Origin of the sequence: Vagococcus fluvialis (assembly GCF_003337315.1) — a bacterium.
GTDB classification, from domain to species: domain Bacteria; phylum Bacillota; class Bacilli; order Lactobacillales; family Vagococcaceae; genus Vagococcus; species Vagococcus fluvialis.
Genome location: NZ_QPJV01000019.1, coordinates 1 through 25,573 on the forward strand (window position 1 = coordinate 1; position 25,573 = coordinate 25,573).

The 25,573-nt window shown below is 31.6% G+C and carries 25 protein-coding genes and 1 other annotated feature; of the genes, 7 read left to right on the forward strand and 18 right to left on the reverse strand.

What is annotated here, in order from left to right; translation table 11 throughout:
• Nucleotides 1–463: 463 nt before the first annotated feature.
• The 3 genes from DFR54_RS12725 to lspA form a co-directional block, all read right to left on the reverse strand.
• The gene (locus tag DFR54_RS12725) at nt 464–892 is read right to left on the reverse strand and encodes a Fur family transcriptional regulator (protein WP_086342573.1); all 429 of its coding nucleotides are present in this window, start codon (nt 890–892) and stop codon (nt 464–466) included.
• A gap of 87 nt (nt 893–979) precedes the next feature.
• Nucleotides 980–1,897 carry a cysteine synthase A gene (gene cysK / locus DFR54_RS12730; protein ID WP_114290534.1) on the reverse strand — a complete coding sequence of 306 codons (918 nt, stop codon included), beginning with the start codon at nt 1,895–1,897 and terminating at the stop codon, nt 980–982.
• A gap of 13 nt (nt 1,898–1,910) precedes the next feature.
• A complete protein-coding gene (gene lspA / locus DFR54_RS12735) occupies nt 1,911–2,360 on the reverse strand; it encodes a signal peptidase II (protein ID WP_086342570.1) in 450 nt (149 codons plus the stop codon).
• Between the two features lie 234 nt (nt 2,361–2,594).
• Here lspA and DFR54_RS12740 point away from each other — a divergent pair, with 234 nt between their 5' ends.
• Complete coding sequence (locus tag DFR54_RS12740) at nt 2,595–2,798, forward strand: cold-shock protein (RefSeq protein WP_086342569.1); 204 nt, start codon at nt 2,595–2,597, stop codon at nt 2,796–2,798.
• Between the two features lie 24 nt (nt 2,799–2,822).
• Here DFR54_RS12740 and DFR54_RS12745 read toward each other — a convergent pair whose 3' ends face one another.
• On the reverse strand, nt 2,823–3,260 hold the full coding sequence (locus DFR54_RS12745; protein WP_114290535.1) for an EbsA family protein: 438 nt from the start codon (nt 3,258–3,260) through the stop codon (nt 2,823–2,825).
• 83 nt (nt 3,261–3,343) lie between these two features.
• Here DFR54_RS12745 and DFR54_RS12750 point away from each other — a divergent pair, with 83 nt between their 5' ends.
• The gene (locus DFR54_RS12750; RefSeq protein ID WP_114290536.1) at nt 3,344–3,745 is read left to right on the forward strand and encodes a ribonuclease HI family protein; all 402 of its coding nucleotides are present in this window, start codon (nt 3,344–3,346) and stop codon (nt 3,743–3,745) included.
• Nucleotides 3,746–3,761: 16 nt separating this feature from the next.
• Here DFR54_RS12750 and hemH read toward each other — a convergent pair whose 3' ends face one another.
• A complete protein-coding gene (hemH, locus tag DFR54_RS12755) occupies nt 3,762–4,706 on the reverse strand; it encodes a ferrochelatase (protein ID WP_211315064.1) in 945 nt (314 codons plus the stop codon).
• A gap of 161 nt (nt 4,707–4,867) precedes the next feature.
• Nucleotides 4,868–5,066 (forward strand) — a binding site (T-box leader).
• Nucleotides 5,067–5,124: 58 nt separating this feature from the next.
• On the opposite strand from hemH, the gene tyrS reads away from it, so the two are divergent.
• A complete protein-coding gene (gene tyrS, locus DFR54_RS12760) occupies nt 5,125–6,393 on the forward strand; it encodes a tyrosine--tRNA ligase (RefSeq protein WP_086342566.1) in 1,269 nt (422 codons plus the stop codon).
• Between the two features lie 44 nt (nt 6,394–6,437).
• Here the strand turns inward: tyrS and DFR54_RS12765 are convergent, their stop codons facing one another.
• Nucleotides 6,438–6,710: a hypothetical protein gene (locus DFR54_RS12765; protein ID WP_114290537.1), complete on the reverse strand. Its 273-nt coding sequence runs from the start codon at nt 6,708–6,710 to the stop codon at nt 6,438–6,440.
• Between the two features lie 130 nt (nt 6,711–6,840).
• On the opposite strand from DFR54_RS12765, the gene DFR54_RS12770 reads away from it, so the two are divergent.
• Nucleotides 6,841–8,244: a TrkH family potassium uptake protein gene (locus DFR54_RS12770; RefSeq protein WP_114290538.1), complete on the forward strand. Its 1,404-nt coding sequence runs from the start codon at nt 6,841–6,843 to the stop codon at nt 8,242–8,244.
• Between the two features lie 46 nt (nt 8,245–8,290).
• On the opposite strand, the gene DFR54_RS12775 is transcribed toward DFR54_RS12770, so the two are convergent.
• From DFR54_RS12775 to DFR54_RS12800, 6 genes are all read right to left on the reverse strand, one after another.
• Complete coding sequence (locus DFR54_RS12775; RefSeq protein ID WP_086342563.1) at nt 8,291–8,683, reverse strand: OsmC family protein; 393 nt, start codon at nt 8,681–8,683, stop codon at nt 8,291–8,293.
• A gap of 2 nt (nt 8,684–8,685) precedes the next feature.
• Nucleotides 8,686–9,588: an ABC transporter ATP-binding protein gene (locus tag DFR54_RS12780; RefSeq protein ID WP_114290539.1), complete on the reverse strand. Its 903-nt coding sequence runs from the start codon at nt 9,586–9,588 to the stop codon at nt 8,686–8,688.
• Nucleotides 9,581–10,477 (reverse strand): ABC transporter ATP-binding protein, encoded by an 897-nt coding sequence (locus DFR54_RS12785; RefSeq protein WP_114290540.1) that lies wholly within the window; start codon nt 10,475–10,477, stop codon nt 9,581–9,583. The genes DFR54_RS12780 and DFR54_RS12785 overlap by 8 nt, the downstream gene beginning before the upstream one ends.
• Nucleotide 10,478: 1 nt before the next feature.
• Nucleotides 10,479–11,303: an ABC transporter permease gene (locus DFR54_RS12790; protein ID WP_086342560.1), complete on the reverse strand. Its 825-nt coding sequence runs from the start codon at nt 11,301–11,303 to the stop codon at nt 10,479–10,481.
• A complete protein-coding gene (locus tag DFR54_RS12795; protein WP_114290541.1) occupies nt 11,304–12,260 on the reverse strand; it encodes an ABC transporter permease in 957 nt (318 codons plus the stop codon). It lies immediately after the preceding gene.
• A gap of 82 nt (nt 12,261–12,342) precedes the next feature.
• Nucleotides 12,343–13,899, reverse strand: a complete 1,557-nt coding sequence (locus DFR54_RS12800; protein ID WP_114290542.1) for an ABC transporter substrate-binding protein — start codon at nt 13,897–13,899, stop codon at nt 12,343–12,345.
• A gap of 256 nt (nt 13,900–14,155) precedes the next feature.
• Between DFR54_RS12800 and DFR54_RS12805 the strand changes: the two genes are divergently transcribed.
• From DFR54_RS12805 to ald, 3 genes are all read left to right on the forward strand, one after another.
• Nucleotides 14,156–15,499 (forward strand): Mur ligase family protein, encoded by a 1,344-nt coding sequence (locus DFR54_RS12805; RefSeq protein ID WP_114290543.1) that lies wholly within the window; start codon nt 14,156–14,158, stop codon nt 15,497–15,499.
• A 1-nt stretch (nt 15,500) separates the two neighbouring features.
• Entirely contained in the window at nt 15,501–16,190 is a 690-nt protein-coding gene (locus DFR54_RS12810; RefSeq protein ID WP_114290544.1) for a type 1 glutamine amidotransferase, read from the forward strand.
• Between the two features lie 226 nt (nt 16,191–16,416).
• Nucleotides 16,417–17,529, forward strand: a complete 1,113-nt coding sequence (ald, locus tag DFR54_RS12815; protein WP_114290545.1) for an alanine dehydrogenase — start codon at nt 16,417–16,419, stop codon at nt 17,527–17,529.
• Nucleotides 17,530–17,576: 47 nt separating this feature from the next.
• Here ald and DFR54_RS12820 read toward each other — a convergent pair whose 3' ends face one another.
• From DFR54_RS12820 to DFR54_RS12845, 6 genes are all read right to left on the reverse strand, one after another.
• A complete protein-coding gene (locus tag DFR54_RS12820) occupies nt 17,577–18,632 on the reverse strand; it encodes a GntR family transcriptional regulator (RefSeq protein WP_114290546.1) in 1,056 nt (351 codons plus the stop codon).
• A 155-nt stretch (nt 18,633–18,787) separates the two neighbouring features.
• Nucleotides 18,788–19,753: a mannose-6-phosphate isomerase, class I gene (manA, locus tag DFR54_RS12825; protein ID WP_114290547.1), complete on the reverse strand. Its 966-nt coding sequence runs from the start codon at nt 19,751–19,753 to the stop codon at nt 18,788–18,790.
• Between the two features lie 43 nt (nt 19,754–19,796).
• Nucleotides 19,797–20,822 (reverse strand): serine hydrolase domain-containing protein, encoded by a 1,026-nt coding sequence (locus DFR54_RS12830; protein WP_114290548.1) that lies wholly within the window; start codon nt 20,820–20,822, stop codon nt 19,797–19,799.
• A gap of 64 nt (nt 20,823–20,886) precedes the next feature.
• Nucleotides 20,887–21,756 (reverse strand): VOC family protein, encoded by an 870-nt coding sequence (locus tag DFR54_RS12835; RefSeq protein ID WP_114290549.1) that lies wholly within the window; start codon nt 21,754–21,756, stop codon nt 20,887–20,889.
• Nucleotides 21,757–21,900: 144 nt separating this feature from the next.
• Nucleotides 21,901–23,748 (reverse strand): ABC transporter ATP-binding protein, encoded by a 1,848-nt coding sequence (locus DFR54_RS12840; protein ID WP_114290550.1) that lies wholly within the window; start codon nt 23,746–23,748, stop codon nt 21,901–21,903.
• Nucleotides 23,745–25,463 (reverse strand): ABC transporter ATP-binding protein, encoded by a 1,719-nt coding sequence (locus DFR54_RS12845; RefSeq protein WP_114290551.1) that lies wholly within the window; start codon nt 25,461–25,463, stop codon nt 23,745–23,747. The genes DFR54_RS12840 and DFR54_RS12845 overlap by 4 nt, the downstream gene beginning before the upstream one ends.
• Nucleotides 25,464–25,573 lie beyond the last annotated feature (110 nt).

The following is a 25,573-nucleotide window of genomic DNA, read 5'->3' on the forward strand; positions in this document are numbered from 1 at the left end:
AATAAAAGTTGATTAACATCTTAAAGATGTTTAGCTCATTAATTTTAAAACTTGCTAGCGAATTGTATTCACTAAATATGGTTTGTTTCTACTAAGTAGAAACGCCCTACACATTTGGTTTGTCTTACTTTGTTCAGTTTTCAAAGATCTATTACTAAGTTGCCGTAACAACTTTTATATCATACAACAGCTTTTAAATAAAGTCAACTGCTTTTTGATATTATTTTGAAAGTTTTAAATAATTTTTTTGTTATTTAATTCTTTCTGTCACTCAAGACTAAATCAGTCTATCATATAATTATTAATTATTCAAGCGTTTTATTATTTTTAATAAAACGTTATTTTAAATCGATTACTCTCGTAACGACATTTATTAATATATCAATTGTATTATAAAAAAGCAAGCATAATATTCAAAATTATTTAGAAAAATTTAAAAATAAAAAAAAAGACTGTAAACAGTCTATTTTTTTTGACACTCTGGACATATACCGTACATTTCTAAGCGATGCTCTCGTACAATAAAACCAGTTAATCTTTCAGTTGCTGCCTCTACATCTTCTAATCCTGGATAATTAACATCAACTATTTTTCCGCATTCATCACAAATAGCATGATAATGTTTTGTTGAAGTGAAATCAAACCGACTAGAAGAATCTCCATAAGCCATTTCTGTAACAAAGCCAATTTCTGTAAATAATCTTAAATTGTTATAAACAGTAGCTACACTCATATTAGGAAAACGATGCTCTAAATGTTTGTAGATGTCATCTGCTGTTGGATGACTTTTACTCTCTACAAGAAATTCTAATATCGCAAATCTCTGAGGAGTTATTCTAATATTGGCTTGTTTCATTTCTTCTATTGCTTCATCAACAATATGATTAGACATAAACATCATCCCTACTAATTTTATTACCACTATTCTACTACTAATAGTAATTATTATCAAGAAACATCCATTCTCAATTAAGTAATCTTAAAATTCGTATAGATTAGTAGAAAGATATCTTTCACCATTATCAGGAGCTAATGTTAAGATATTTTTTCCAGCACCTAATTCTTTAGCTACTTGTCGCGCAGCAAAAATTACCGCTCCTGCAGATCCGCCAACTAAAATACCATCTGTTGCTCCAATATGACGTGCTGTATCTAATGCGTCTTGACTTGAAACAGGAATAACTTCATCAAAAACTTCTTTATCAAGAACTCCTGGTACAAATCCTGCACCGATTCCTTGTATTCTATGTGGTGAATGAGCACCACCTCTTAAAATTTCTGTTTCAGCTGGTTCAACAGCATATATTTTTATATTTGGATACACTTTTTTTAATTCGTGGCCTACACCAGTTAATGTACCACCTGTTCCAACTCCTGCAATAAAAGCATCTATTTTTTTACCCTCAAATGAAGTAATAATTTCTTGTGCCGTTGTTTTTTCATGTGTTTCAGGATTGGCTGGATTCTCAAATTGGCGTGTTAAGAAATAGCCTTTTTCTTTAGCTAATTCTTCTGCGACCTTAATCGAGCCTTTCATTCCTTCTGCACCTGGAGTTAATAAAACTTCTGCACCGTATGCTTTCATTAGTTTTTGTCGCTCTACTGTCATTGTATCTGGCATAACCAGAATCACATGATAGCCCCTTGTCGCTCCAATCATAGCTAATCCAATTCCTGTATTACCACTTGTTGGTTCTATAATAGTAGAACCTTTCTTTAAAGTGCCATTTTTTTCTGCATTTTCAATCATACCAAGTGCGATTCTATCTTTAACACTGCCTCCTGGATTGAAAAATTCTAATTTTAAAAAGACATTGCTAGCCTCTGCTTCGCCTTTTAATTTTAAAATCGGTGTATTCCCTACTAATTCACTAATATCTTCAACAATTTTTTTCATTTGTTATTTCCTCCTAATTTTCTTTACCTTCAAAAAATAAAATATAGATAAAAATACAACAAACTCCAATTACTAATGACACATCTGCAAAATTAAAAATTGGAAAATTAAAGAACTCTACTTGGAACATATCAACTACATAATTTAATCTTATTCGATCGATAAAGTTACCAATTGTTCCTCCAATTATTAAACTTAGGCCAATAGTCATCCACTTACTCTCATTTCGATATTTATAAAGTAAATAAGGTAACACTGTTAGAGCTACTAATGTGATAACAATAAAGAACCACATTTGACCTTCCATAATACTCCAAGCTGCTCCGTTATTCCTTATATAGGTAAGAGATAGGATGGGATTTTGGAAGACTGTTTCATATAATTCGATATTTTGAACGGTCCACCATTTGATCAATTGATCAATTATTACTGATAAGCTTGCAATTAATACATAAATAAACATTTTCTCCAACCTTCCAACTAGTACATGAGGCAACTTCCTACTATTATATACTAATAAAAATTTTAAATATTTTTCTGATACTTACATCAGTATATAACAAAAAAATGAAACTAAAAAGAATAATTACTTTATTTAGTGAAGCTTCTTTAAAAACCTTTACATTGGTTTGACGTACCTTTACAGAAACCGTATAATAAAGCTAGGTATGCAAATGACCACTAGGGGGTATTTACGATGAAAATTGGCACTGTTAAATGGTTTGATGTAAAAAAGGGATATGGTTTCCTTGTATATGATGATGAAGAGGAAATCTTTGTACATTTTACTGGAATCATACAAGATGGTTTTAAATTACTTTTAGAAGGACAAAAAGTAGAATTTTCAATAAAAGAAGGTGCCCGTGGTCTTCAAGCAGCAAATGTTACTGTTATAGAATAAATAAAAATAAAAAAGTGGTGACTTTTATGAGTCAACACTTTTTTTATATCCCACTATTTTCCCTGTGAAACAGGCTTCTGATTTTAATGTCTCAATTAATGCATTTTTAGATTTTGGAAACATAACATAAGCATATTCTACTTGATTAGTCTGTAAAGTTAGTCCGTGACTACCAATTGATACTTTTTCTATTTCGTTAATATCAATTTGAAATCTATTTTTTTTCAAAATGGTATATACTTTTAACTGTTCATTAGTTAAAATCATCTTTCTTCTTGCTCCTAAATAGCAAAAAAAAGAAAAAATTAAAAATGTTATAATACTAAATAGATTAATGCGACCTTGTTCTTCCATTAAGCCAATCATGCTCAGGAAAAATAAAACAAATGTCATCGACCAATAAATCACTGTATCAGGAAGATCCGGTTGATATCTAAAAACATGAATTTTACTTTTGCTCATACTAGCCTCCTATTTACAACGACCCTACAATTACCTATCTTACCACAAGATAAAAAAATTAAAAATACAAATGGAGATTACTAATGATAAAAATTTTTATTGATGCTGCAACAAACCAAACAACTAATACTAGTGCTGGTGGTATGCTATTTCTAAGAAACGGACAACAACTTCAAAAACACATACCACTACTAGCTAAAACCAATAACGAAGCTGAATTTGAAATGATGGTTAAAACCCTAGAGTTTCTGATTAGTGAGGATTTTCAAAATGAAACTATTTTTATTTACACAGACAGTAAAATTGTAATGGAGTCACTGCATAAAGAATATGCCAAAGATTCTCGTTTTAAAGTTCATCTTAAAATCATTCTAAAGCTGAGCCATGAATTTCCTTCGCTATTCATTGAATGGATTGAGGAAAAAAATAATAAGGGGGCTGACAATTTAGCTCGTCAAGCCTTACAAAAAAAGTATCCAAAATAAATTGGATACTTTTTTCTTATTCTTCTACTAATGTAGCAAGTAATTTCACAAACTCAGGATCTCCATTAAACGGGTGAATGTAGTTAAACTCTTCGCCCCCATTTTCCATAAAGTAACCTTTATTTTCTTCTTCTATTTCTTCTAATGTTTCAATACAATCAGAAACAAATCCTGGTGTAATAATTAATACTTTTTTAGTTCCTTTTTTAGGTAACTCCATTAAAGTCTTATCTAGTGGTGGTTTTACCCATTCATCTCTACCAAAAACTGATTGATAAGTTACTTGGTAAGGAATATCAATTGCAAAGCCATCAAACACTGCTTTTGTTGTTTTAGCACATTGCTCTAAATAAGGATCTCCCTTTTCAATATAAGAAATCGGTAACCCATGATATGAAAAAATTAATAATTCCGGTTTATGCTTAGCAATTCCCTCAGTGATTTGTTTTCTTAACAAATCAATATACATTGGATGACTTGTAAATTCTCTAATTAAGTTTAATTTAGGAATGTTTTCTTCTTTTAAGTAATGTTTAAATACGGTATCATACACTGCTGCTGTTGTGGTTGTTGAGTATTGAGGGAATAAAGGTATAATCGTAATTTCTTCTATTCCTTCTTTTTCAAACTCTTTTAATGACTCTGGAATTGTTGGATGGCTGTATGCCATACCATATTTCACTGAGTATTCTGGTAATAACTCTTGCAGTTGTCTTGTTTGTGACAATGTATGAATTAACAAAGGTGACCCTTCTTCTTGCCAAATACTACGATATAATTCAGCAGATTTTTTGGGACGTGTATTTAAAATTATCCCGTGTAAAATTGGTAACCACTGCCATCTTGGTTTATCTATTACCCTTCTATCTCCTAGAAAGTGTTTTAAGTACTCCTTAACCTCTTTTGTTTCAGGTTTATCAGGTGTACCAATGTTTGCTAATAAAATACCTTTTTGTTTCAAAATGTCTCCTCCTTTTATCACGCATTTTATTCTAACATACTTTATGAAAAATTGTGAAAAAAAGAACTTATAATTGAGATTGATTTTCAATTAGATTTTTTTGATAGATTTATTTGACATTTCCAGACTTTTCTATTAGCATATACCTTACTAGATAAATAAAAAGTAATGAACGCAGTAGATAATTATCCCTGTTATTAGAAAGTCAACGGTTGCTGAAAGTTGATACAAATAAATTATCGAATTACATTCATCTTAAGAAAACTTTTTACGTTAAGTTCACGATACGAACTAATTGAGTGGTGTTTAATTACACAAACTTGGGTGGTACCACGGAATTGTTATTATTTCGTCCCTATAAAGATTAACGTCTTTATAGGGACTTTTTTATTTGTCAAAAAAAGAAAGGATGATTATTATGACAACAAATATTATTGATGAGTTAACATGGCGTGATGCAATTAATCAACAAACAGATGCTGAAGGTTTACGTGAATATGTAGAAAACAATAAAATCTCTCTATACTGCGGGGTAGATCCTACTGGAGATAGTATGCATATTGGGCATTTAATTCCCTTTATGATGTTAAAAAGATTCCAAAACTTTGGTCATCACCCACATATTTTAATTGGTGGAGCAACTGGAACAATTGGAGACCCTAGTGGTAGAACAAGTGAACGTCAATTACAAACAATGGAACAAGTTCAACATAATGTTGACTGTTTAACCAATCAAATGAAAAAATTATTCTTTGATGAAGACAACGAACAACAATTAACAATGGTTAATAATTACGATTGGACACATGAATTAACATTACTTGATTTCTTACGTGATTACGGTAAAAACTTTAATATTAATACAATGCTTGCTAAAGACATTGTTTCAAGCCGCTTAGAAACAGGTATTTCATTTACAGAATTTACATACCAAATTTTACAATCTATGGATTTCTTACATTTATTTAGACATAACGATGTTCGTCTTCAAGTAGGTGGAGCTGACCAGTGGGGAAATATTACAGCTGGTTTAGATTTAATTCGTAAAAAAGAAGGCTCTGAAGCAAAAGCATTTGGTTTAACAATTCCTTTAATGTTAAAAGCTGATGGAACTAAGTTTGGTAAAACTGCTGGTGGTGCTATTTGGTTAGATCCAGAAAAAACATCTCCATACGAGTTCTACCAATTCTGGTTAAATCAAGATGACCGTGACGTAGTTAAGTACTTGAAATTCTTCACTTTCTTAACACAAGAAGAAATTAATGCCTTAGCTGAGAAAGTAGAAACTGAGCCACATAAACGTGAAGCTCAAAAAACACTAGCTAGTGAAATGACACTTTTTGTTCACGGTGAGGAAGCTTTAAATGATGCTTTAACAATTACTGCTGCTCTATTCTCAGGAGACGTTAAGCAATTAACTTCACACCAAATCGAAGATGGTTTCAAAAACATGCCAAGTGCGACAATTGGAAAAGAAGAAATGAATATTGTTGATTGGTTAGTAGAAACTAAGATCGAACCATCTAAACGTCAAGCACGTGAGGATGTTACAAATGGGGCTATTTCTATTAACGGTGATAAAGTTAAAGAAGTAGATGCGTTAATCACTCCTGAATTATCAATTGATGATAAATTTATTATTGTTAGAAAAGGTAAAAAGAAATACACATTAGTTAATTTAATTTAAAACAAAAACTCTGACATAAGGACTCAATCTTATGTCAGAGTTTTTTATTTGTAACAAGTTTTTTTATAGTTAATTTTTTGTATAAATAAATATGCAATTGTCGCCAAGCCATTGAGACTAGCAATCATTAATAAATTAAAAGCAGACATTTCTACTGGGAAAACACAAGTTAAGAATAAATTCCCTAACATTAAATGACTTAGCCAGGCTATTAATGAGCGTCCTTCTTCTTTTTCTAGTCGACCATTTTTTTGCCATAAAAACATCGTGACGATGATTAAAGTGATACTTTGTGTTTGAATTAAACCTAATAACATACTTCCTCACTCCTTAGTAACAGAATACGTTTTTTTTAACAAAATGTCATCAGTCATTAGTCTGATTCTTTTTGTCTTTTTATTTTTTACTTGTTATACTTAATTTAGCTAAATTACAAAGGAGCTCTCTATGTTTAAAAACAGATGGTCTATGTTTAGACTAAGACGAGTCAGTAATCGATTTGTGAATACTCACTTTTCTTCCATTCAAATTATTTTTATTTATTATGTCTTAATGACTATCGTTTCTTTTATTTTACTTGGCCTACCGTTCTTTCAAAAACCAGGAGCAGATATTTCCCTTTTTGATACTTTGTTCATGGCAATTAGTACAGTAAGCGTCACAGGTCTTAGTACCTTTAATATCAATGAAGTCTATAACGAACGAGGTATCATACTTTTAGAGATACTGTTTCAAATAGGTGGCCTTGGAATTATGATGTTCTCAACTTTCTTCTTTATTCTTTCAAGAAAAAGAATTTCTTTAAAAAGAAGACAATTGATTATGACAGATATGAATCAACCTAGATTAAGTGGGAGTGTTAAGCTAATTAAAAATACAGTTTATACTTTACTTGGGATTCAGTTCATTTTTGGTATTATTTTTTCTATTCGTTTCTATTTTTCAGATCATCATGAAACTCTCAGTGAAGCTATTTTCCAAGGTTTTTACCAATCTATTTCTGCTGTTACAAACTCTGGTTTTGATGTCACCGGTATGTCAGCTACTCCTTATGCCAAGGATTATCTTTTTATTACCTTTTTAATTTTTTTAATTATGGTTGGTGGGATTGGCTTTCCAGTTATTATGGAGTTTAAAGAATGGTTGTTTCATAAAAGAGAAAAACATGACATCCCTTTTCGATTTTCTTTATTTAGTAAATTAGCTATTAGTATTTATTTGATTCTTTTTATTTTTGGAACTCTTGCTATTTATTTACTAGAAAGAAATCATTTGTTTGCAGATATGTCAGGAATCCAAAAATTGATGACTTCTATGTTTTACTCAACCACAACAAGAAATGCTGGTCTTCAAATGCACGATTTAAGTTCATTTCAGACACCGACACTGCTTCTTTTTTCTATGTTGATGTTCATTGGTTGTAGTCCAAGTTCTGTTGGTGGTGGGGTTCGAACAACAACGATTGCTATTTTAGGTCTCTATATGTTGTCATTTATAAAAAGCGAAGATAATGTTACAATCTTCAGTCGCAGAATTGAAGACCGAGATATTAAAAAGGCTGTTGTGGTATTTAATTTATCTTTAGCCATGTGTTTTTTAGCTGTCTTGATATTATCTATTACGGAGCAACAAGACATGATTGCAATTATTGTAGAAGTTGCTTCAGCCTTTGGGACAACAGGTCTTTCTTTAGGAATTACCTCTGATTTAACTTTTATTGGCAAAATAGTAATCGCTGCTTTAATGTTTATTGGTCGAATTGGTATGTTATATACCTTAATGGTCTTTGTACCAAAAGAGCGACAAGACCACGGTTACTTATTCCCAAGTGAGAAAATTATTATTGGTTAGTAAAAAGAGTCTAAGAGATGCAAAATATCTCTTAGACTCTTTCTTTTTAAATAAAAATTGCTTTTTCAATCACTTCGATTGATGGGTTTAGGGATTGAATAACTGGGCAATGTTTAGCAATTAATTTCATGCCTCTTTCAGCACGGGCTTGTTTTTCTTCCTCAACTGTTAAATAAAAACTAATTTCGATTTTTTTAACTGGTTGACTTTGAATTTCTTCATCTCTTTCATAATTCACTTCAACATGGTCAAAGGTATAATCTATACGAGAACTTTCTAATACGCTTTGGTAAACATAAGCGCCACATGCTCCAACAGCTGCTACCATACTTTGAACTGGTGAATAGCCCTCTTCTCTTAGTAATACCCAATTTCCTGATTCAACTGGTAATTCCATTCCTTTGTCACCTTGGACTAAGGTAATTTTATCTGTCGCCATCTCTAACTCTCCTTTAAGACAAAATGATTAGGGCTAACTTCCACCCAATTTGTTTGATTAGTTGTATCAATTGTTTCTAGAGTTTCACTTTTAGATTGATTCAGCTGCTCACGAGCTTTTTTAGGATCAGCAATGGGAATTGCTCTTAACAATCTTTTAGTATATGCATGTTGCGGGTTATTAAAAATTTCTTCTGATGGGCCTAACTCTACAATTCGGCCTAAATACATAACAGCAATTCTATCTGAGATGTAGCGAACCATGGATAAATCATGAGAAATAAATAAATAAGTTAGTCCTAATTCTTTTTGTAACTCCATTAACAAGTTAATTACTTGAGCTTGAATAGACACATCGAGCGCTGAAATAGGTTCATCACATAAAATAAATTCTGGCTCAACTGCAACAGCACGTGCAATTCCGATTCTTTGTCTTTGACCACCACTAAATTCTTTAGGGTATTTGCCAAACATTTCTTCAGTAAAGCCTACTTTATGTAGCATACCTTTGGCTTTTTGTAGAGCTTCTTCTTTTGAAAATGTTAACTCTAAAGGTTCCAACACTTGCTCTAAGGCAGTCATTCTTGGATTTAATGAGGAATAAGGATCTTGGAAAATAATTTGCATTTTCTTTAGCCATTCTTTTTTTTCATCTTTTTTAAGATCTGATAATACCTTACCACGATAAGAAATGTTCCCTTCATCAATGGTTTCTAATTGTAATACACTGCGTCCCAAAGTAGTTTTACCACTTCCAGACTCTCCTACTAATCCAAGTGTCTCCCCTTCATAAATACTTAGGGAAACATCATCGATTGCTTTAACGACGGTTTTAACTTGTCCGAAGTTGTTTTTAACTGGAAAATAGCGTTTGACATGTTCAATTTTAATGAGTTCTTTAGACATTTTCTTCACCTCTTTTACTTAAAACCCGGTGAGTTTCTGATAAATTAACCATCTCTGCGTTCTCTCTTTCTTGAGAGGTTTCTTTGTAATCACTTAAAGAATAAAGAACCTGATTTTTTTCACCTGTTGGGATAGCCTTTAATAATTCTTTTGTATAAGAATGAGCTGGTTCATAGAAAACCTCATCTATTGTTCCTTCTTCTACAATTTTACCATCATACATAACACGAATACTTTGACACATGCCAGCTACAATTCCAAAATCATGAGTTACTAAAATAACAGATAAATCTTCTTCTTGTTGCAATTTTCTAATTAAGTCTAAAATTTGAGCTTGAATTGTTACATCTAAAGCAGTTGTTGGTTCATCTGCAATAAGTAATTTAGGTTTTGCTAAAAGGGCCATTGCAATCATGATTCTCTGACGCATACCACCAGATAGTTCATGAGGATACTGTTTCATTCTTTTTTCTGGTAAGGTAATTCCTACTTTATTTAATTCTTGAATTGCTAGCTTCTCTGCTTCTTTTTTAGATAACTTATTATTTCTTAAAACAACTTCAACTAGATGATAGCCAATTGTTCTAAGTGGATTTAATGACGTCATTGGGTCCTGAAAAATCATAGCTGCTGGGATTTTATCCTTAGTATTATTTTGATCTTTTCCATCAAAATAAAAGGACTCATAACTCATTGAACCATTCTCAGGTAAAATATTCATAATACCTTTCATTGTCATACTTTTACCACTACCAGACTCACCAACAATTCCTACAATCTCACCTTTTGGAATTGTTAAATCAATTGTTTTTATTATCGGTTGTGGTTTTTGATTTTTTTTATTGATATCAACTTTTAATTGTTTAATTTCTAAAATATTTTCAGTCATGTTATCCCTCCACACTTGTGACTTCACGCAAGTAATTACCTAAACTATTAAAAGAGTAAACAGTTAAGATAATAAACAAACCTGGTAATATCGCCATGTAAGGAGCTTGTTGTAAACTTGCTTGAGCATTTTGTAATAAGCTTCCCCAAGAAGCAACTGGTGGCTGAATACCTATTCCTAAGAAACTTAAGGCAGATTCAGTCATAATGGCTGATGAGATACTTCCTGTTGCCGCTACAATCAGTGTTGGTAAGACAGCTGGAAAAATATGTTTTCTAATAATTTTGCTATCTTTTTCACCTATAAATTGAGCGTAAATCACATATTCTCTTTCTTTAACAGACAGGGTTTCTGCACGGATTAATCTAGCAATACTCATCCATGAAAAACACCCAATTACAAAAATAATTGTAACAAGTCCTGGTTTTAATAAAACACTTAATACAATAACTAATACTAACCAAGGAATAGAAGATAAAATATCAACAAAACGCATTAATAAACTATCTAACCAGCCACCAAAGTAACCAGCTACGATTCCGATAAACGTTCCAATTAAGGTAGAAGCAATCATTGCTAAAACACCTACTAAAAGAGAAATCCTACCACCATAAACAACACGAATGAAATAATCTCGGCCTACTTCATCTGTTCCAAAAATATGTTTCAGACTTGGACCAGTAGACATTTGTGACACATCAGTAGCATTTGGATCGATTGGGATTAATGGGGCAATAATAGCAAGAATCGCTAAAATAATTAAAAAGATAATCGGTAACCAATAATTTTTATTTTCTTTTAAAATTTGAATACTTTTACGTTTCATCTACTTATCCCCCTGACTAATACGAGGATCTACAACTGTATATAAAACATCTGATAATAAATTACCTAAAATCACAAGGGTTGCTGATAATAGCATAACTGCCATAATAACAGGAAAATCTAAAGCTTTAGTTGCTGACATTAGGTAAGGTCCAATACCAGGCCAACCAAAGATACTTTCTGTAATAATCGCTCCTGTTACAAGCATTGGTAAAGCTAGTCCTAATTGAGTCACAATTGGTAACAAAACATTTTTACTGACATGTTTAAAGAAAATTTCTTTTTTGGTTGCTCCAAATGATTTTTGCACCATCACGTAATCTTCTGATAATTGCAGTAAAGTAGATGATCTGACGTATCTAGTTAAATCTGGGAAAAAGGCCACAACTAAAACAAGATAAGGCATAATAAAATGCTGCAAGAAATCTACGAAGGAATCTTCTTGTCCTACTGTATGCATACCAATGATTGGTAATAAATCAAGTTTGTAGCCAAGTAAATAAATCAGTAACATCGCAAACCAGAATGTGGGCATTGAAATACCTACTGAACAAATACCATCTATTAATTTATCAACAAATTTCCCTTTATTAGCTCCAGCAACTAAACCTAAAGCAATTGATAAAATAAGTGCTGTTAAATAAGCTGGTAAAATTAATTTAATTGTATTTGGTATTCTGATTAATAACTCTTGACCAATACTTTGTTGACTAACTAATGAATAACCAAAGTTACCTTGAAGAATCTCTTTTAACCACATCATATATTGCACAAGAAAAGGCTGATCTAATCCATGTTTTTGACGCAGTAACTCTACTGTCTCACTAGACATATTTGGTGTTGTAATTGAATCAATCGCATCATAAGGAGCCAATTGAATCAGAGAAAACACGATGAATGAGACAATCAAAAGCATGGGGATCACTTGTAAAACGCGTTTAAAAATATATTTAAGCATGTGTATCCACCCTTTTTGAATTTGTTTAATCTAAAGAAAAAAACTTCGCAGACACCAGTAGCTGTTTGCGAAGTTTTTTGCATTACTCAATCGTTAACTTAGATACATCCTCAAATGTATAAATTGGAATCAAGCCTGCTGCTTCTACATTCTTAATTTGTTTATTCATTGCTAGTACTTTTTTACTATCAACAATAGGATAGAATACAGCGTCATCTGCGATTTGTTTTTGTAAATCTGCATAAACAGCTTTACGTTTTGCTTCGTCTAACTCAACTGCTCCTTTGTTGAATAATTCATCAGCTTTTTCACTCTTATATTTAAAGTAGTTAGCTGAACCATCTGATTTAAATAAAGCAGAATATAAATCAGGATCATTTCCCATGATATAGCCGCCCATAAATAAGTCATATTTTTTAGAATCTGGTTTTTGCATTTCAGCAAAGATAGCTGTTGCATCTCCACCAGCTAATTCTAAAGTGATACCAGCTTTTTGTAGTTGTTGTTGAATTAATGTTGCTTGAATTGTTTGAACCGGATCATCTGATGAGAAAGCTAAATTAAGTTTCAAATCTTTTACGCCAGCTTCATTTAATAATTGTTTTGATTTTTCTGCATCAGTTGCATATTTCTCAACGTCATCTGATGAGAATGGATTACTTGGAGGTAAAATCGAGTAAACATTATCATAATATTTATCTGATAAGTAACCCGCTTTATTTAACTCATCTTTGTTAATAGCATAAAATACTGCCTGACGTACTTTTTGATCTTTTAAGTTATCTGAATTATTATTAACTCCCATGTATCCTACACGATTTTCAGAGTATTCATAAGTTGTCACATCTGATTTTTTAATATCTTCTATATTATTAGGTAAAATAAAGGATGCATCAATTTCACCTTTTTGTAAGGCTACTTTAGTTGTATCTGCATTAGCAATAATTCTTAGGGTTACATTTTTAATGTTTGGTTTGCCACCATAATAAGAATCATTTGCTTCAAACTGTAAATACTCACCGCGTTTGTAGTTAGTTAATTTATATGGTCCTGTACCAACTGGTTTCGCTTGTAATTCATTACCAGAAAAATCAGGCTCATCTTTAAACACATGCTCAGGCATAATATAAGTTTCAGTTGCAATATTATTCATTGCTGCAGCACTAACAGATGGTAAATTAAATTTAACTGTTGTGTCATCTACCTTTTCTACTTCAACAGGTTTTCCGTCAACCCAAAGGCTGTCAAAATTTCCATTTTCTTTTTTAACTTTTTGATTATAAGTAAATACAACATCATCAGCTGTGAATTTTTCACCATCTGACCAAGTCACATTGTCTTTTAATTTAACTGTCACAGATTTTCCATCACTTGCTTGTTCTACTGAATCAGCAAGTTCCATTTTCTGTGTTCCATCACCTTCAATACGAACAAGTGGTGAATAAATCATGTTGGCTGTTGTTAATCCCCAACGATCACTTACCGTAACTGGGTTTAATGAGGTTGGATCCCCACTAATACCATATGTAAAGGTATCCTTATCTTTCTTTTCTTTTGGTGCTTCTGTCTTATTAGAACCACATGCTGTTAGCGCTAATGCTAAAACTGCTGTCATTCCAATTAGCCATTTTTTTTCCATCAAATCTCTCCTTTTTGGCTGATTAATTGATTTAAAGGATCTTTTAATCGCTTATTTCTTATACGCAATAATTACTACATATAATGGCTATAAGTATAACCATTTCAAAAAGTAAGGTCAATTATTATATCTTAAAAATATTATGTTTTTTTAAATATCTATTTAGTTTAATTGTCACTCTTTACTTTTTATCAAATTTTAAAATATAATGTGGTATCATATATTAGTTGATGTGCAAATTAGGAGGAAGTCTTATATGAGTTTACGTAGTAGTTTTGCTACTTTAACAGGAAAATCAAGTCGTTGGTTTTTACAAACCTTTTTTAAAGGTGGGAGTAGTTTACCTGGAAAAATCGCCTTAAAATTAGATCCAAATGTGTTAGATTCTCTTGCAAAAGATTATCACATTATTGTTGTTACAGGAACGAATGGAAAAACCTTAACCACAGCTCTAACTGTTAATATATTAAAGCAAGAGTTTGGAGATGTCTTAACTAATACAACAGGGGCTAACATGCTTCAAGGTATTGTTTCAACTTTCCTATCTGCTAAGAAAAATAAAAATGGTGAAAACTTTGCTGTTTTAGAAATTGATGAAGCCAGCCTTAGTAAAGTAACTGAATTTTTAACACCAGAGTTATTTTTATATACGAATATTTTTAGAGATCAAATGGACCGTTATGGTGAAATTTATACAACTTATAAATTAATTGTAGATGGTGCTAAAAAAGCACCTAAAGCAACTATTTTAATGAATGGTGATTTACCTATTTTTAATTCTATTGAAACAGTTAACCCAAGAAAATATTACGGCTTTAACCACGAAGCTGATCATAAAACAAAAGCTCACTACAACACAGATGGTGTTTTATGTCCTAAGTGTCATCATATTTTAAATTATAAAATGATTACTTATAGTAATTTAGGTAAATATTATTGTCCAAATTGTGACTTCAAACGTCCTGAACTAGATTATGAGTTAACTGATATAATCGAGACAACTAATGTTTCAGCTAAATTTGTCATTGATGAAGAAACTTATGGCATCGAAGTCGGTGGATTATATAACGTTTATAATGCCTTAGCTGCCACTGCCGTTGCTGAATATTACGGAATCGCTCCTGAAAAAATCAGAAAAGGGTTAGCATATGACGAAAAAGTATTCGGCCGCCAAGAAGTTATTAATATTGACGGTAAAAAATGTACTCTTGTCTTGGTAAAAAATCCAGTTGGTTTAAATCAGGTAATTGATACAATGGCAATGGCTCCTTTTGACTTTTCACTAGCAGCCCTTTTAAATGCTAATTATGCTGATGGCATTGATGTTAGTTGGATTTGGGACAGTCAGCTTGAGAACTTACAAGAGATGAATATTCCTAAAGTTATTTCTGGTGGTGAACGTAAAGAAGACATGACTTTAAGATTAAAAGTAGCAGGTATTAAGCCTGATACTTTAATTGAAGTGCCCGATTTAAAATCTGTTATTTCAGAAATCAAATCAGCACCTACTGAACATGTTTATATTTTAGCAACTTATACTGCTGTTTTAAATTTAAGAAAAGAATTGATTCAACAAGGCTACATTAAGGAGGCTAACTAAAATGACGACTTATAATTTAAAAGTTTGCCATCTTTATGGAAATTTACTTAATACATATGGAGATAATGGAAATTTACTGATTCTTGATTATTATGCTAAACAGTTAGGAATTAATTTTGACGTTGAAATTGTTAGTATTTATGAAGACTTCAATGAAGATAACTATGATTTCATTTTCTTTGGTGGTGGACAAGATTTTGAACAAGTTATCGTTTCAAAAGATATCCAATCTAAAAAACATGCTTTAACTAACTATATTGAAAATGATGGTGTGATGTTAGCAATTTGCGGTGGTTTCCAATTACTTGGTGAATACTACATTGGAGCAAATGGTGAAAAAATTCATGGCATCCACGCTCTTCCTCATTACACATTAAGCCAAGAGAATAATCGTTTTATTGGTGATATTGAAATTTATAATAAAGAGTTTGATGAAACTTATTACGGATTTGAAAATCATAACGGAATGACTTTCTTAGGTGAGGATGAAGAACCACTCGGAGTTGTAAGGAAAGGTCATGGTAATAACAATAAAGATGATTCTGAGGGTGTTATTTACAAAAATGTAATTGGTTCTTATTTCCACGGACCACTACTTGCAAGAAATAAAAACTTAGCCTTAAGAATTTTAAACCTTGCTATGAAAAACAAATATAACAAAGAATTTACTTTACAGGACTTGACTGATTAATTACTTTAAGAGATTGTCACAGAAGTGTTAATTCATTATTTAGAGACTGACATTTAGGTCAGTCTCTTTTATTTTTTCAAAAACGTCTTCACTAGTCAGGAAGTTAAATAGTCTGCTTTTTCTAACTATTTTCTCATTTAATTTCAGTAAACAGGTAGAAACCTTTTTTGGTTACGTGTATAATTATATTAATGAGTTATTTAACTCAATGATAGGAGGAATCTCAATGAAAATAGGGATACCAAAAGAAATTATTAATAACGAAAATCGTGTGGCTTTAACTCCACCATTCGTTAAGACTCTCGTTGATAAAAATCATGAGGTTGTTGTTGAAACAATGGCTGGATTTGGATCAGGATTTACAGATGAAGAGTACGTTGAAAATGGCGCAAGTATTGTCACAACTGCTAAGGAAGCTTGGAATGTTGACCTTGTCTTAAAAGTAAAAGAACCTAAAGAAAGTGAATACGGATTTTTTAAAGAAGGCTTAATTTTATTTACTTACCTTCACCTAGCTCCCGTTCCTTCTTTAACAGAAAGTTTAATTAAAAATAAAGTAACAGCAATTGCCTACGAATCTGTTCAATTAGAAGATGGTAGCTTACCTCTTTTAAATCCTATGTCAGAAATTGCAGGTCGTATGGCTCCTCAAACAGGTGCTTTCTTCTTACAAAAAACAAATGGTGGCTCAGGTATTCTATTATCATCAGTTCCTGGTGTTGCTAAGGGAAATGTTGTTATCATTGGTGGAGGTGTAGCAGGTTCAAATGCTGCTAAAGTTGCGATTGGACTTGGTGCTAAAGTTAGGATTTTAGATGTTAACCAAAAACGTTTAGCTCAATTAGAAGAAATTTTTGGTAATTCCATTGAAACAGTTATGTCTAATCCTCATAATATCCATCAATCAGTTATGATGGCTGACTTAGTTATTGGTGCTGTTTTAATTCCAGGACGAAAAGCTCCTACCCTTGTAACAGAAGAAATGGTAAAAGATATGAAACCTGGTTCAGTTATTATTGATATTGCCATTGACCAAGGTGGTATTTTTGCTACAACTGATCGCACAACCAATCATGACGAACCAATCATTACTAAACACGATGTACTACACTACGCTGTACCAAATATGCCTGGTGCGGTTTCAAGAACATCAACATTAGCTCTAACGAATAATACCCTACCTTACATTATTCAATTAGCTGATAAAGGATTTATCCAAGCAGTTAAAGAAAACAAAGCGTTAGCAACTGGTGTTAATACTCATAACGGAGTATTAACTTATGAGCAAGTTGCGATTGACCAAGAAAAAGAATTTACACCTTTAACTGAATTAATTTAAAACCAAAAAAGAGACTGTGACATATTAATCTATGTCGCAGTCTCTTTTTACAAACTACTTTCTCTGACAATCAATTTAACATCTGTTGTAACGAGAGTTTCTTCCTGTTCTGCTAATTTCATATCCTCTAAAATAAGGCGACAGGCAACTTTCCCAATCTCATAGAAATTTTGCTCAATTGTTGTAAGAGAAGGCTGAATAAGTGCTGCTGCTTGAATATTATCAAAACCGACAACTGCAATATTTTGAGGAATACTAATTAGTTTTTGATTTAATCGGTTAATTAGCTGAATGGCAAGTACATCGTTTTCCATAACAATTCCTGTTACATGGTTCTTTTTAATTTCATTTATCAGATAATCAAAAAACTCTGTCATACTTTGATTACCTGACTCAGTAAAATGAAAAGTCTCAGTAATACTGTGTTCATGTAGTGTTTTTAGATATCCTAAATACCTATCTCTGACTGATGAGGTATTCATTCTATTAGCAAGACTTCCAAAAGCTATTCTTTTATGACCTGATTCAATTAAATGGGCTGTTGCCATCTCTCCACCAAGTAAGTTATTGGCTGTTACAAATTTAAAAGGTAACCCATTAAAAAATTTATCAATAATCACAATTGGTAACTTGTTTAAATGAAGTTGATACAAAATATCAAGATGCTCTACTACTTGTTTTGGATAGTAAATAATACCAATATATTCAGCAAGCAATTTCTCCATTGATGTCTCAAATAAATAGTTCTCGTTTTGAATCAATAGCTGATACTCGCTACCTTCTAGTTGTTCTAAAATGCCTTTTGTATATTCTCCAAGTCCTGTATTACTAACAGAGGTTAAAGGATAAATAAACAGAATACTCTTCTTAATTTTTGTTTCACTTTCAATTTTTTTTACAAAGCTACCCTTACCTCTAATTCTTGAAATCATTCCCTTTGCCTCAAGTTCCATTAAAGCTCTCTTTGAAGTAATACGACTAACTTTATACCTTTCAGATAATTCAAATTCTGTTGGAATCTGATCATTCTCTTTGTAAACACCTGTTTGAATATCTTTTATTAAATCATCTAGTATTTTCATATATAAAGGTTTGGAAGTCATTTTTCATACCACCTTTCTATTCACAATCTCTACGCATCTAAAATCATATCTGACTATTAGATTTTTGTAAATAACAAAAGTTTCTCTTTTAAATTTGATACTAAAAAAAATTGTGATGTAAATTAATTACTTACATCACAATCTAATAATTATTATTAACTATTTTTTTGTCCTGGTTCTGAAGCAATCATTTTAGCATCACCCTCAAAGCGAACTTTTGTCACTTCATTAGGTAAGATAAAATGTTGACCTTTAGAAACTTCAAACTTAGTTTCGTCATCATTTAAATAAAGATACCCAAAACCATCTAGTACACTAACTAATGTGTATTTACCTGTTGTTTTAATTGGTAAAACACCTGATACATTCCATTCAAAAACATTAAAATAATCAGATTCAATAAATGTTGTTACATTTGATTCACCATTATTAACTTGTTTAATGTTTAAAACTGGATCAATATGAGGCACTGTTGTTACATCTAAAGACTCTTGAATATGTAACTCACGAGGATTACCAGCATCATCTTTTCTATCATAATCATAAACACGATAAGTTGTGTCACTACTTTGTTGTGTTTCTAAAATCATAATCCCTTTACCAATTGCGTGAATTGTGCCACTTGGTACATGGTAAAATTCTCCTGCTTGAACTGGAATACGGCGTAGTAAATGCTCCCAATCACCACTTTCAATCATTTGAGCTAATTCTTCTTTTGTTTTAGCATGATGACCGTAAATGATTTCTGCTCCTGGTTCTGCACTAATGATATACCAACATTCTGTTTTACCTAGTTCTCCTGCATGTTCTTTTCCGTATGAGTCATCTGGATGAACTTGAACTGATAAATCATCAGCTGCATCTAAAATTTTAGTTAATAATGGGAAAACATCCACACTTGGATTCCCAAAAATTTCTGGATGTTTTTTCCATAATTCATCTAGTAATAAGCCTTTGTATTCACCATTTTCAACTGTACATACACCGTGTGGATGAGCACTGATTGCCCAACATTCACCGATGTGATCACTTTCTAATGGATAGTCAAAAACTGATTTTAATTTAGTTCCACCCCAAATTTTTTCTTGAAAAACTGGTTTTAAAAATAAAGGTTCTAACATAAAATTGCCTCCTAGATATTTATCTTCACTATTTGATATATCATTATAGCATTTTTTCTTTCTCTTGTCTTTCCGCTAAGTAAATATTAACTAATTTATCTCTGACTTTTAAATAATCATCTCTTCGGTCCACAGGGTGTACTCTATTTGATAAAAAGATAAAACCTTCTTTAGCTAGTATATCTAAAATCATAAAAGTCCCTGTATATCCTGTATGGTACAACAAATATCTATTTTCGTATTCAATTAAATCCCAACCTAAAGAACGCGCCTTATCTGATTTTGGTGAATAATTTTGACTTAAATTTTCAACAGTTTTTTCACTTAAAAATAATTTATCTTTATATTTCCCTTTATTAAGAAGCATTTCAGAAAATTTTATCACATCTGATAGTGTTGAAAAAAGACCTGCACTTCCGCAATGTTCAGCTAAAACAAATGCCTTTGGGTCATGAACTTGACCTTTAATTAAACCTCTTTTTTCAGTCATTTCAGTTGGTGCTACTTTGTTTAAATCTAACTGAGTAAAACCACTAGCCGTCATTTCTAAAGGCAGTAAGACTTCTTCTTTAAATACTTCATGAACTGATTTTTTATAAAATTCCTCAATTAAAAAGCCAAGTAAAACAGTTCCTGTATCAGTATAAGCACATTTTTCTCCTTTTTTTCTACCTGATTTAAGTGCTAGGATAGCAGATTTTAATTCATCTTGATTTAACTGATCCCGATTTGGTATGTAAGGATTAATATCAGATGTATGAGTTAACAATTCTCTGATCGTCACTTTTTCATCTAAAAATTCAGGTAAGTAATGATGCAAAGGTGTATCAATATCAACTTTATCTTCTTCAATTAGTTTTAAAACAATCGTTGTTGTGCAAATAACTTTCGTTAACGATGCCATGTCATACAATGTATTTTCTTCTAATATCTCTACATCAGGCACTATTTGTTTTAATCCTAATAGACCTGAATCAATTTTTTCTTTCGTGATAAAGGCAAAAGAAATACCTGGAATTTTTTTTGTTTCAACTAATTCATTCATATAATTAATCGTTTTTTTGAACATACTCTCACTCCCATCATCCTATGAAAAAAGAGGCTAGTTAAAGTAACTAAGCCTCTTAAATTATTTATTTAAAAACCATAAACCATAATTGAATACCATTTGGGTCATTTAAACCAATAATTTTCTTACCCTTATTAAAGTAAAAATCAATATCTTTCTTTTCTAAATGTTCCTTTAACTCTAATAAAGAGTCTAAAGAGTCCACTTCAAAAGTAACATGATCAACACCTAAATCATTACTATTAACTACGTTTTGAGAAGCTGTTGGCGTCCATTCATTTAAAGCAATTTGGTGATGGTAGTCATTATTTGATAAAAACTTAGTGCTTACTACATCATCATTTTTCAATGTAAAGCCTAATACATCTTTATAAAATAAATAACTCTCTTCTAAGTCAGAAACTGATAAATGCACATGACCTACTTTTGTTCCTTCAGAAATTTCAGTAAAATCACCTGTTACTTTAGATAAGAATGACTGAATATTTAATTCTTTTGTCACACCACTAATTTTGCCATCTTGAACTGGCCATTTTTCTTTAGGTTTATCCCAACCAAAGTTAATTCGGTTCCCTTCTGGGTCATTAATATAAACACATTCTGCATAACCATGGTCACTTTTTCCTTCAATCGGATAGTTAGTTAGCATCAAATGTTTTATAAACAATGCAAATTCTTCTCTTGTTGGTAAAACAAAAGCCACATGATAAAGGCCTGTTAAATTATTTGAGCCTTCTTTGCCTTCTGGTTCTCTAATTAAACCTAATAATTTTTTACGCTCGCTACCTATTCCCATAATAGCCATATCATTTTCTTCGTTAATTAAATGAAAACCTAGTACGTGACGATAAAACTCAATCATTTTATCTAGATCTTTCACCTTCAAGGCAACTGATGCTAAATTTGTATTCTGGTCTAAGGAAAAGCTTCCCATACTACATATTCCTCCTAAAAAATGTTATCTTAAAATTCTGTTTAATGAATCGTTCGATTATTATTGTACCAATTTTTGTAAAAACATACCAATAATATAGTTATTTTTTTAGTTAGAATATTTTAATTTAATATTTTTCACAGTTTAAATAGCCACATCTGTACTAAATTGACTATTATATAGCTCAGCATAAAATCCATTTTGGCTTAATAACTCTTCATGATTTCCAGTTTCAACAATACTACCTTTATCCATAACAATTATTTTATCAGCATCTCTAATAGTTGATAGTCTATGAGCTACAACAAAACTTGTACGATTTAATAATAATTCTTCCATTGCTTTTTGAATTAAAATTTCTGTTCGTGTATCTACACTTGAAGTTGCTTCATCTAAAATAAGAACTTCGGGATTAGCTAAAAAGGCTCTTGCAATTGTGATTAACTGGCGTTGCCCTTGAGAAATATTAGATGCTTCTTCATTTAAAACGGTGGCATATCCTTCCGGTAGAGTTCTGATAAAATCATCAGCTCTAGCAGCTTTTGCCGCTTTATAGACATCCTCATCTGTCGCTTTTTCGTTTCCATATTTAATATTATCAAATATCGAACCTGTAAATAACCATGTATCTTGAAGAACCATAGAAAAATCAGAACGTAATTCTTCTCTTTTAATATTTCTAACATCTTGATTATTGTATAAAATATGACCGCCAGAAACATCATAGAAGCGCTCTAATAAATTAATTAGTGTTGTTTTTCCAGCTCCTGTTGGTCCTACAATAGCGATTTTCTCACCCTTTTCAACTTCTAAGTTAAAGTTATTCATTAAGATATTGTCTTCTGAATAACCAAACTCAACTTGATTGAAGGAAACAAGTGCATCAGTTTTAATATCATTCGGTACTTCAACTTTATCATCTGTCATTTCAATTTCATCTAACACTTCAAAAATTCGTTCTGCAGAGGCAATTGTTGCTTGAATTGTGTTAATTAAACTTGCCATTTGACTGAGAGGTTGTGAAAATTGGTTAGTATACTGCATAAAAGCTTGAACATTACCAATTGTAATTTGCCCGCTAGCTACTTGCAAACCACCAATGACTGCCACAAAAACATAACCAATATTTTTAATGAAATTCATTAATGGCATAATCATCGCTGAAATAAACTGCGCTTTCCAGCTAGATGTGTAAAGTTCTTCGTTTTGTTTTTCAAATAATTTAATGTTTTCATCTTCATGATTAAAACTTTTAACAACAGTATGTGCTCCGTAGGTTTCTTCAATTTGATTATTTAAAAGTCCTAAAGTTTTTTGTTGTTTTGAAAAGTATTTTTGAGATTTAGGTGCAATCATCATTGTCACTACAAGACTAAGTGGCACTGTAATAAAAGCAACTAAGGTTAATTTCCAACTAATGGTTAACATCATGAATAAAACCCCAAAAAACATAATAACACTTGTCACCATTTGGGTTAAACTCTGTTGCAATGTTCCTGCTATATTATCCATATCATTAATAGCACGTGACATAATATCCCCATTTGAATGTGTATCGTAATATGAAATCGGCACTTTACCCATTTTCTCTTTTAACTCTTGTCGTAATTCAAAAACAGTTTGCTGAGAAATTTTAGTCATCATAACTTGTTGAACAAAACTAAAAATAGCTGAGGCAGCATACATTGCTAATACAATAAAAATAATTTTAGCTATTTTATCAAAATCAATTGGAATAGTTCCTATCTTAATACCTTGAGCAGCTTGTTCTTTTGCTGTCATCAAACCTTTAAATATTTCAGTAGTTGCTTCACCTAAAATTTTAGGTGTTCTAATTTGAAAGATTGTAGAAGTAATAGCAAGAATTAAGACAATCAAAATTAGATACAGTCTTTTTGACATATAACCTAGTAATCTTTTTAAGGTTTTACCAAAGTTTTTTGGTTTTGCTTTTTCAACTTGAGGTCTTCCTCCGTGTCCATGTCCACTCATGCTATTTCCTCCTCTCTAAGTTGTGATTTAATAATATCTTGATAGGTTTCATTCGTTTCTTTTAGTTCTTGGTGATTTCCTTTACCAACCATTAGTCCCTCATCTAAAACAATGATTTGGTCAGCACCTACTACGGTACTGATTCTTTGTGCCACTATTACAATCATTGCATCAGTGACATTTTCTTTTAACGCTTTTCTTAATAAGGCATCTGTTTTAAAGTCTAGAGCTGAGAAAGAATCATCAAAGATGTAAATATCAGCAGGTTTAATTAAGGCTCTAGCAATAGCTAAACGTTGTTTTTGACCACCTGAGAAGTTATCTCCTCCTTGCTCTACCTTAGAATCTAAACCATCAGGCAATTTTTTAACAAAATCTTTAGCCTGAGCAATTTCTAAAGCTTTCCACATTTCTTCTTCTGTAGCATTTTCTAATCCATAAAGTAAGTTTGAGCGAATAGTTCCTGTAAATAAAATTGCCTTTTGTGGTACAAAGCCAACGCGATTACGTAATTCTTTAACATCTAAATCTTGAACGTTTTGCTCATTAAACAAAATTGAACCTTTCTCAATATCATAAAAACGAGGAATCAAATTAACTAAACTGGTTTTACCAGAACCAGTTCCCCCGATAATCGCTAACGTTTCACCCGCTTTCAGATGAAAATCTACTCCTAAAAGGGCTGGTTTTTCAGCACCTTTATATCTAAAGCAGATATCATTAAAATCAAGAGTTGGTACTTCTTTTTTGATTTGTTGATCATTGGTTAATTCTTTTTCTTTATTCATATCAAGAACTTCATTAATTCTGACTGCTGAAGCTTGAGCTCTTGGCACTAAAACAAAAATCATTGTCATCATCATAAAACTCATTAAAATTTGCATAGCATAAGTCATAAATGCCATCATATTCCCTACTTCAAGAGTCCCTTGAGCCACATTGTGACCACCATACCAAATGATAGAAACATTGGTAATACTAATAATTAACGTAATCACTGGCATTAAAAAACTCATTAAAATATTTACTTTAACAGCGGTTTGCGTGTAATCTTTGTTAGCGTTAAAAAATCTTTTTTCTTCAAAAGGAGTCTTGTTAAAAGCTCGAATAACTCGAACACCGGTTAAACCTTCTCTAAAAACTAAGTTTAATTTATCCGTTTTTTCTTGTAATGTTTTGAATAATGGAATAGCAAAATACATAACTATTCCAACAATAATAATTAAACTTGGAATAATATAGAGAAAAATTTTTGTCAATTCTGGGTCTCTTGTATAAGCCAAGAAGCTAGCACCTATTAAAGTAATCGGTGCATTAATCATTAATCTTAGAAACATTTGTATTACCATTTGTACTTGGTTAACATCGTTGGTTGTTCTTGTAATAAGTGAAGCTGTTCCTACTTTATCAAATGATTCTAAAGAAGAGTAAGAAACCGTTTCGTAAATTTCAGACCTTAATTTCTTACCAATTTTTTGTCCTTCACGAGTAGCAATTAAGGTGTTAACTAATGAAGCAACTATCCCTATCAGGGAAACACCTATCATAATCATACCTACTTGTAAGATATATTTCGAATCCCCTTGCGTAACTCCTTTATCAATGATATTTGACGTTAGAGTTGGCAAATACAAGTCACTTATTATTTGAATGACCATAAAAAGGACTGAGCCTAAAATAGCCCAAACTGACATTTTTTTTATTATTCTAATCATGGTTAGTTTCTACCTCCTCGTATAGTATTATTAGAATCATTTTTTGATTCTATGTATATTCAAATCACTTTGTGTTTTAGAATTGTATTAAGCAGATAGAGGTCATCCGT

What these genes read in the sequence shown, in the direction of transcription:
- cysK (WP_114290534.1), bottom strand. Translation starts at nt 1,897, where the DNA reads ATGAAAAAAATTGTTGAAGATATTAGTGAATTAGTAGGGAATACACCG.
- DFR54_RS12830 (WP_114290548.1), bottom strand. Translation starts at nt 20,822, where the DNA reads ATGTTCAAAAAAACGATTAATTATATGAATGAATTAGTTGAAACAAAA.
- DFR54_RS12790 (WP_086342560.1), bottom strand. Translation starts at nt 11,303, where the DNA reads ATGAAACGTAAAAGTATTCAAATTTTAAAAGAAAATAAAAATTATTGG.
- DFR54_RS12795 (WP_114290541.1), bottom strand. Translation starts at nt 12,260, where the DNA reads ATGCTTAAATATATTTTTAAACGCGTTTTACAAGTGATCCCCATGCTT.
- DFR54_RS12775 (WP_086342563.1), bottom strand. Translation starts at nt 8,683, where the DNA reads ATGGCGACAGATAAAATTACCTTAGTCCAAGGTGACAAAGGAATGGAA.
- tyrS (WP_086342566.1), top strand. Translation starts at nt 5,125, where the DNA reads ATGACAACAAATATTATTGATGAGTTAACATGGCGTGATGCAATTAAT.
- manA (WP_114290547.1), bottom strand. Translation starts at nt 19,753, where the DNA reads ATGTTAGAACCTTTATTTTTAAAACCAGTTTTTCAAGAAAAAATTTGG.
- DFR54_RS12750 (WP_114290536.1), top strand. Translation starts at nt 3,344, where the DNA reads ATGATAAAAATTTTTATTGATGCTGCAACAAACCAAACAACTAATACT.
- DFR54_RS12800 (WP_114290542.1), bottom strand. Translation starts at nt 13,899, where the DNA reads ATGGAAAAAAAATGGCTAATTGGAATGACAGCAGTTTTAGCATTAGCG.
- DFR54_RS12745 (WP_114290535.1), bottom strand. Translation starts at nt 3,260, where the DNA reads ATGAGCAAAAGTAAAATTCATGTTTTTAGATATCAACCGGATCTTCCT.
- ald (WP_114290545.1), top strand. Translation starts at nt 16,417, where the DNA reads ATGAAAATAGGGATACCAAAAGAAATTATTAATAACGAAAATCGTGTG.
- DFR54_RS12770 (WP_114290538.1), top strand. Translation starts at nt 6,841, where the DNA reads ATGTTTAAAAACAGATGGTCTATGTTTAGACTAAGACGAGTCAGTAAT.
- DFR54_RS12765 (WP_114290537.1), bottom strand. Translation starts at nt 6,710, where the DNA reads ATGTTATTAGGTTTAATTCAAACACAAAGTATCACTTTAATCATCGTC.
- DFR54_RS12840 (WP_114290550.1), bottom strand. Translation starts at nt 23,748, where the DNA reads ATGAGTGGACATGGACACGGAGGAAGACCTCAAGTTGAAAAAGCAAAA.
- DFR54_RS12785 (WP_114290540.1), bottom strand. Translation starts at nt 10,477, where the DNA reads ATGACTGAAAATATTTTAGAAATTAAACAATTAAAAGTTGATATCAAT.
- lspA (WP_086342570.1), bottom strand. Translation starts at nt 2,360, where the DNA reads ATGTTTATTTATGTATTAATTGCAAGCTTATCAGTAATAATTGATCAA.
- DFR54_RS12740 (WP_086342569.1), top strand. Translation starts at nt 2,595, where the DNA reads ATGAAAATTGGCACTGTTAAATGGTTTGATGTAAAAAAGGGATATGGT.
- DFR54_RS12845 (WP_114290551.1), bottom strand. Translation starts at nt 25,463, where the DNA reads ATGATTAGAATAATAAAAAAAATGTCAGTTTGGGCTATTTTAGGCTCA.
- DFR54_RS12810 (WP_114290544.1), top strand. Translation starts at nt 15,501, where the DNA reads ATGACGACTTATAATTTAAAAGTTTGCCATCTTTATGGAAATTTACTT.
- DFR54_RS12805 (WP_114290543.1), top strand. Translation starts at nt 14,156, where the DNA reads ATGAGTTTACGTAGTAGTTTTGCTACTTTAACAGGAAAATCAAGTCGT.
- DFR54_RS12780 (WP_114290539.1), bottom strand. Translation starts at nt 9,588, where the DNA reads ATGTCTAAAGAACTCATTAAAATTGAACATGTCAAACGCTATTTTCCA.
- DFR54_RS12835 (WP_114290549.1), bottom strand. Translation starts at nt 21,756, where the DNA reads ATGGGAAGCTTTTCCTTAGACCAGAATACAAATTTAGCATCAGTTGCC.
- DFR54_RS12820 (WP_114290546.1), bottom strand. Translation starts at nt 18,632, where the DNA reads ATGACTTCCAAACCTTTATATATGAAAATACTAGATGATTTAATAAAA.
- DFR54_RS12725 (WP_086342573.1), bottom strand. Translation starts at nt 892, where the DNA reads ATGTCTAATCATATTGTTGATGAAGCAATAGAAGAAATGAAACAAGCC.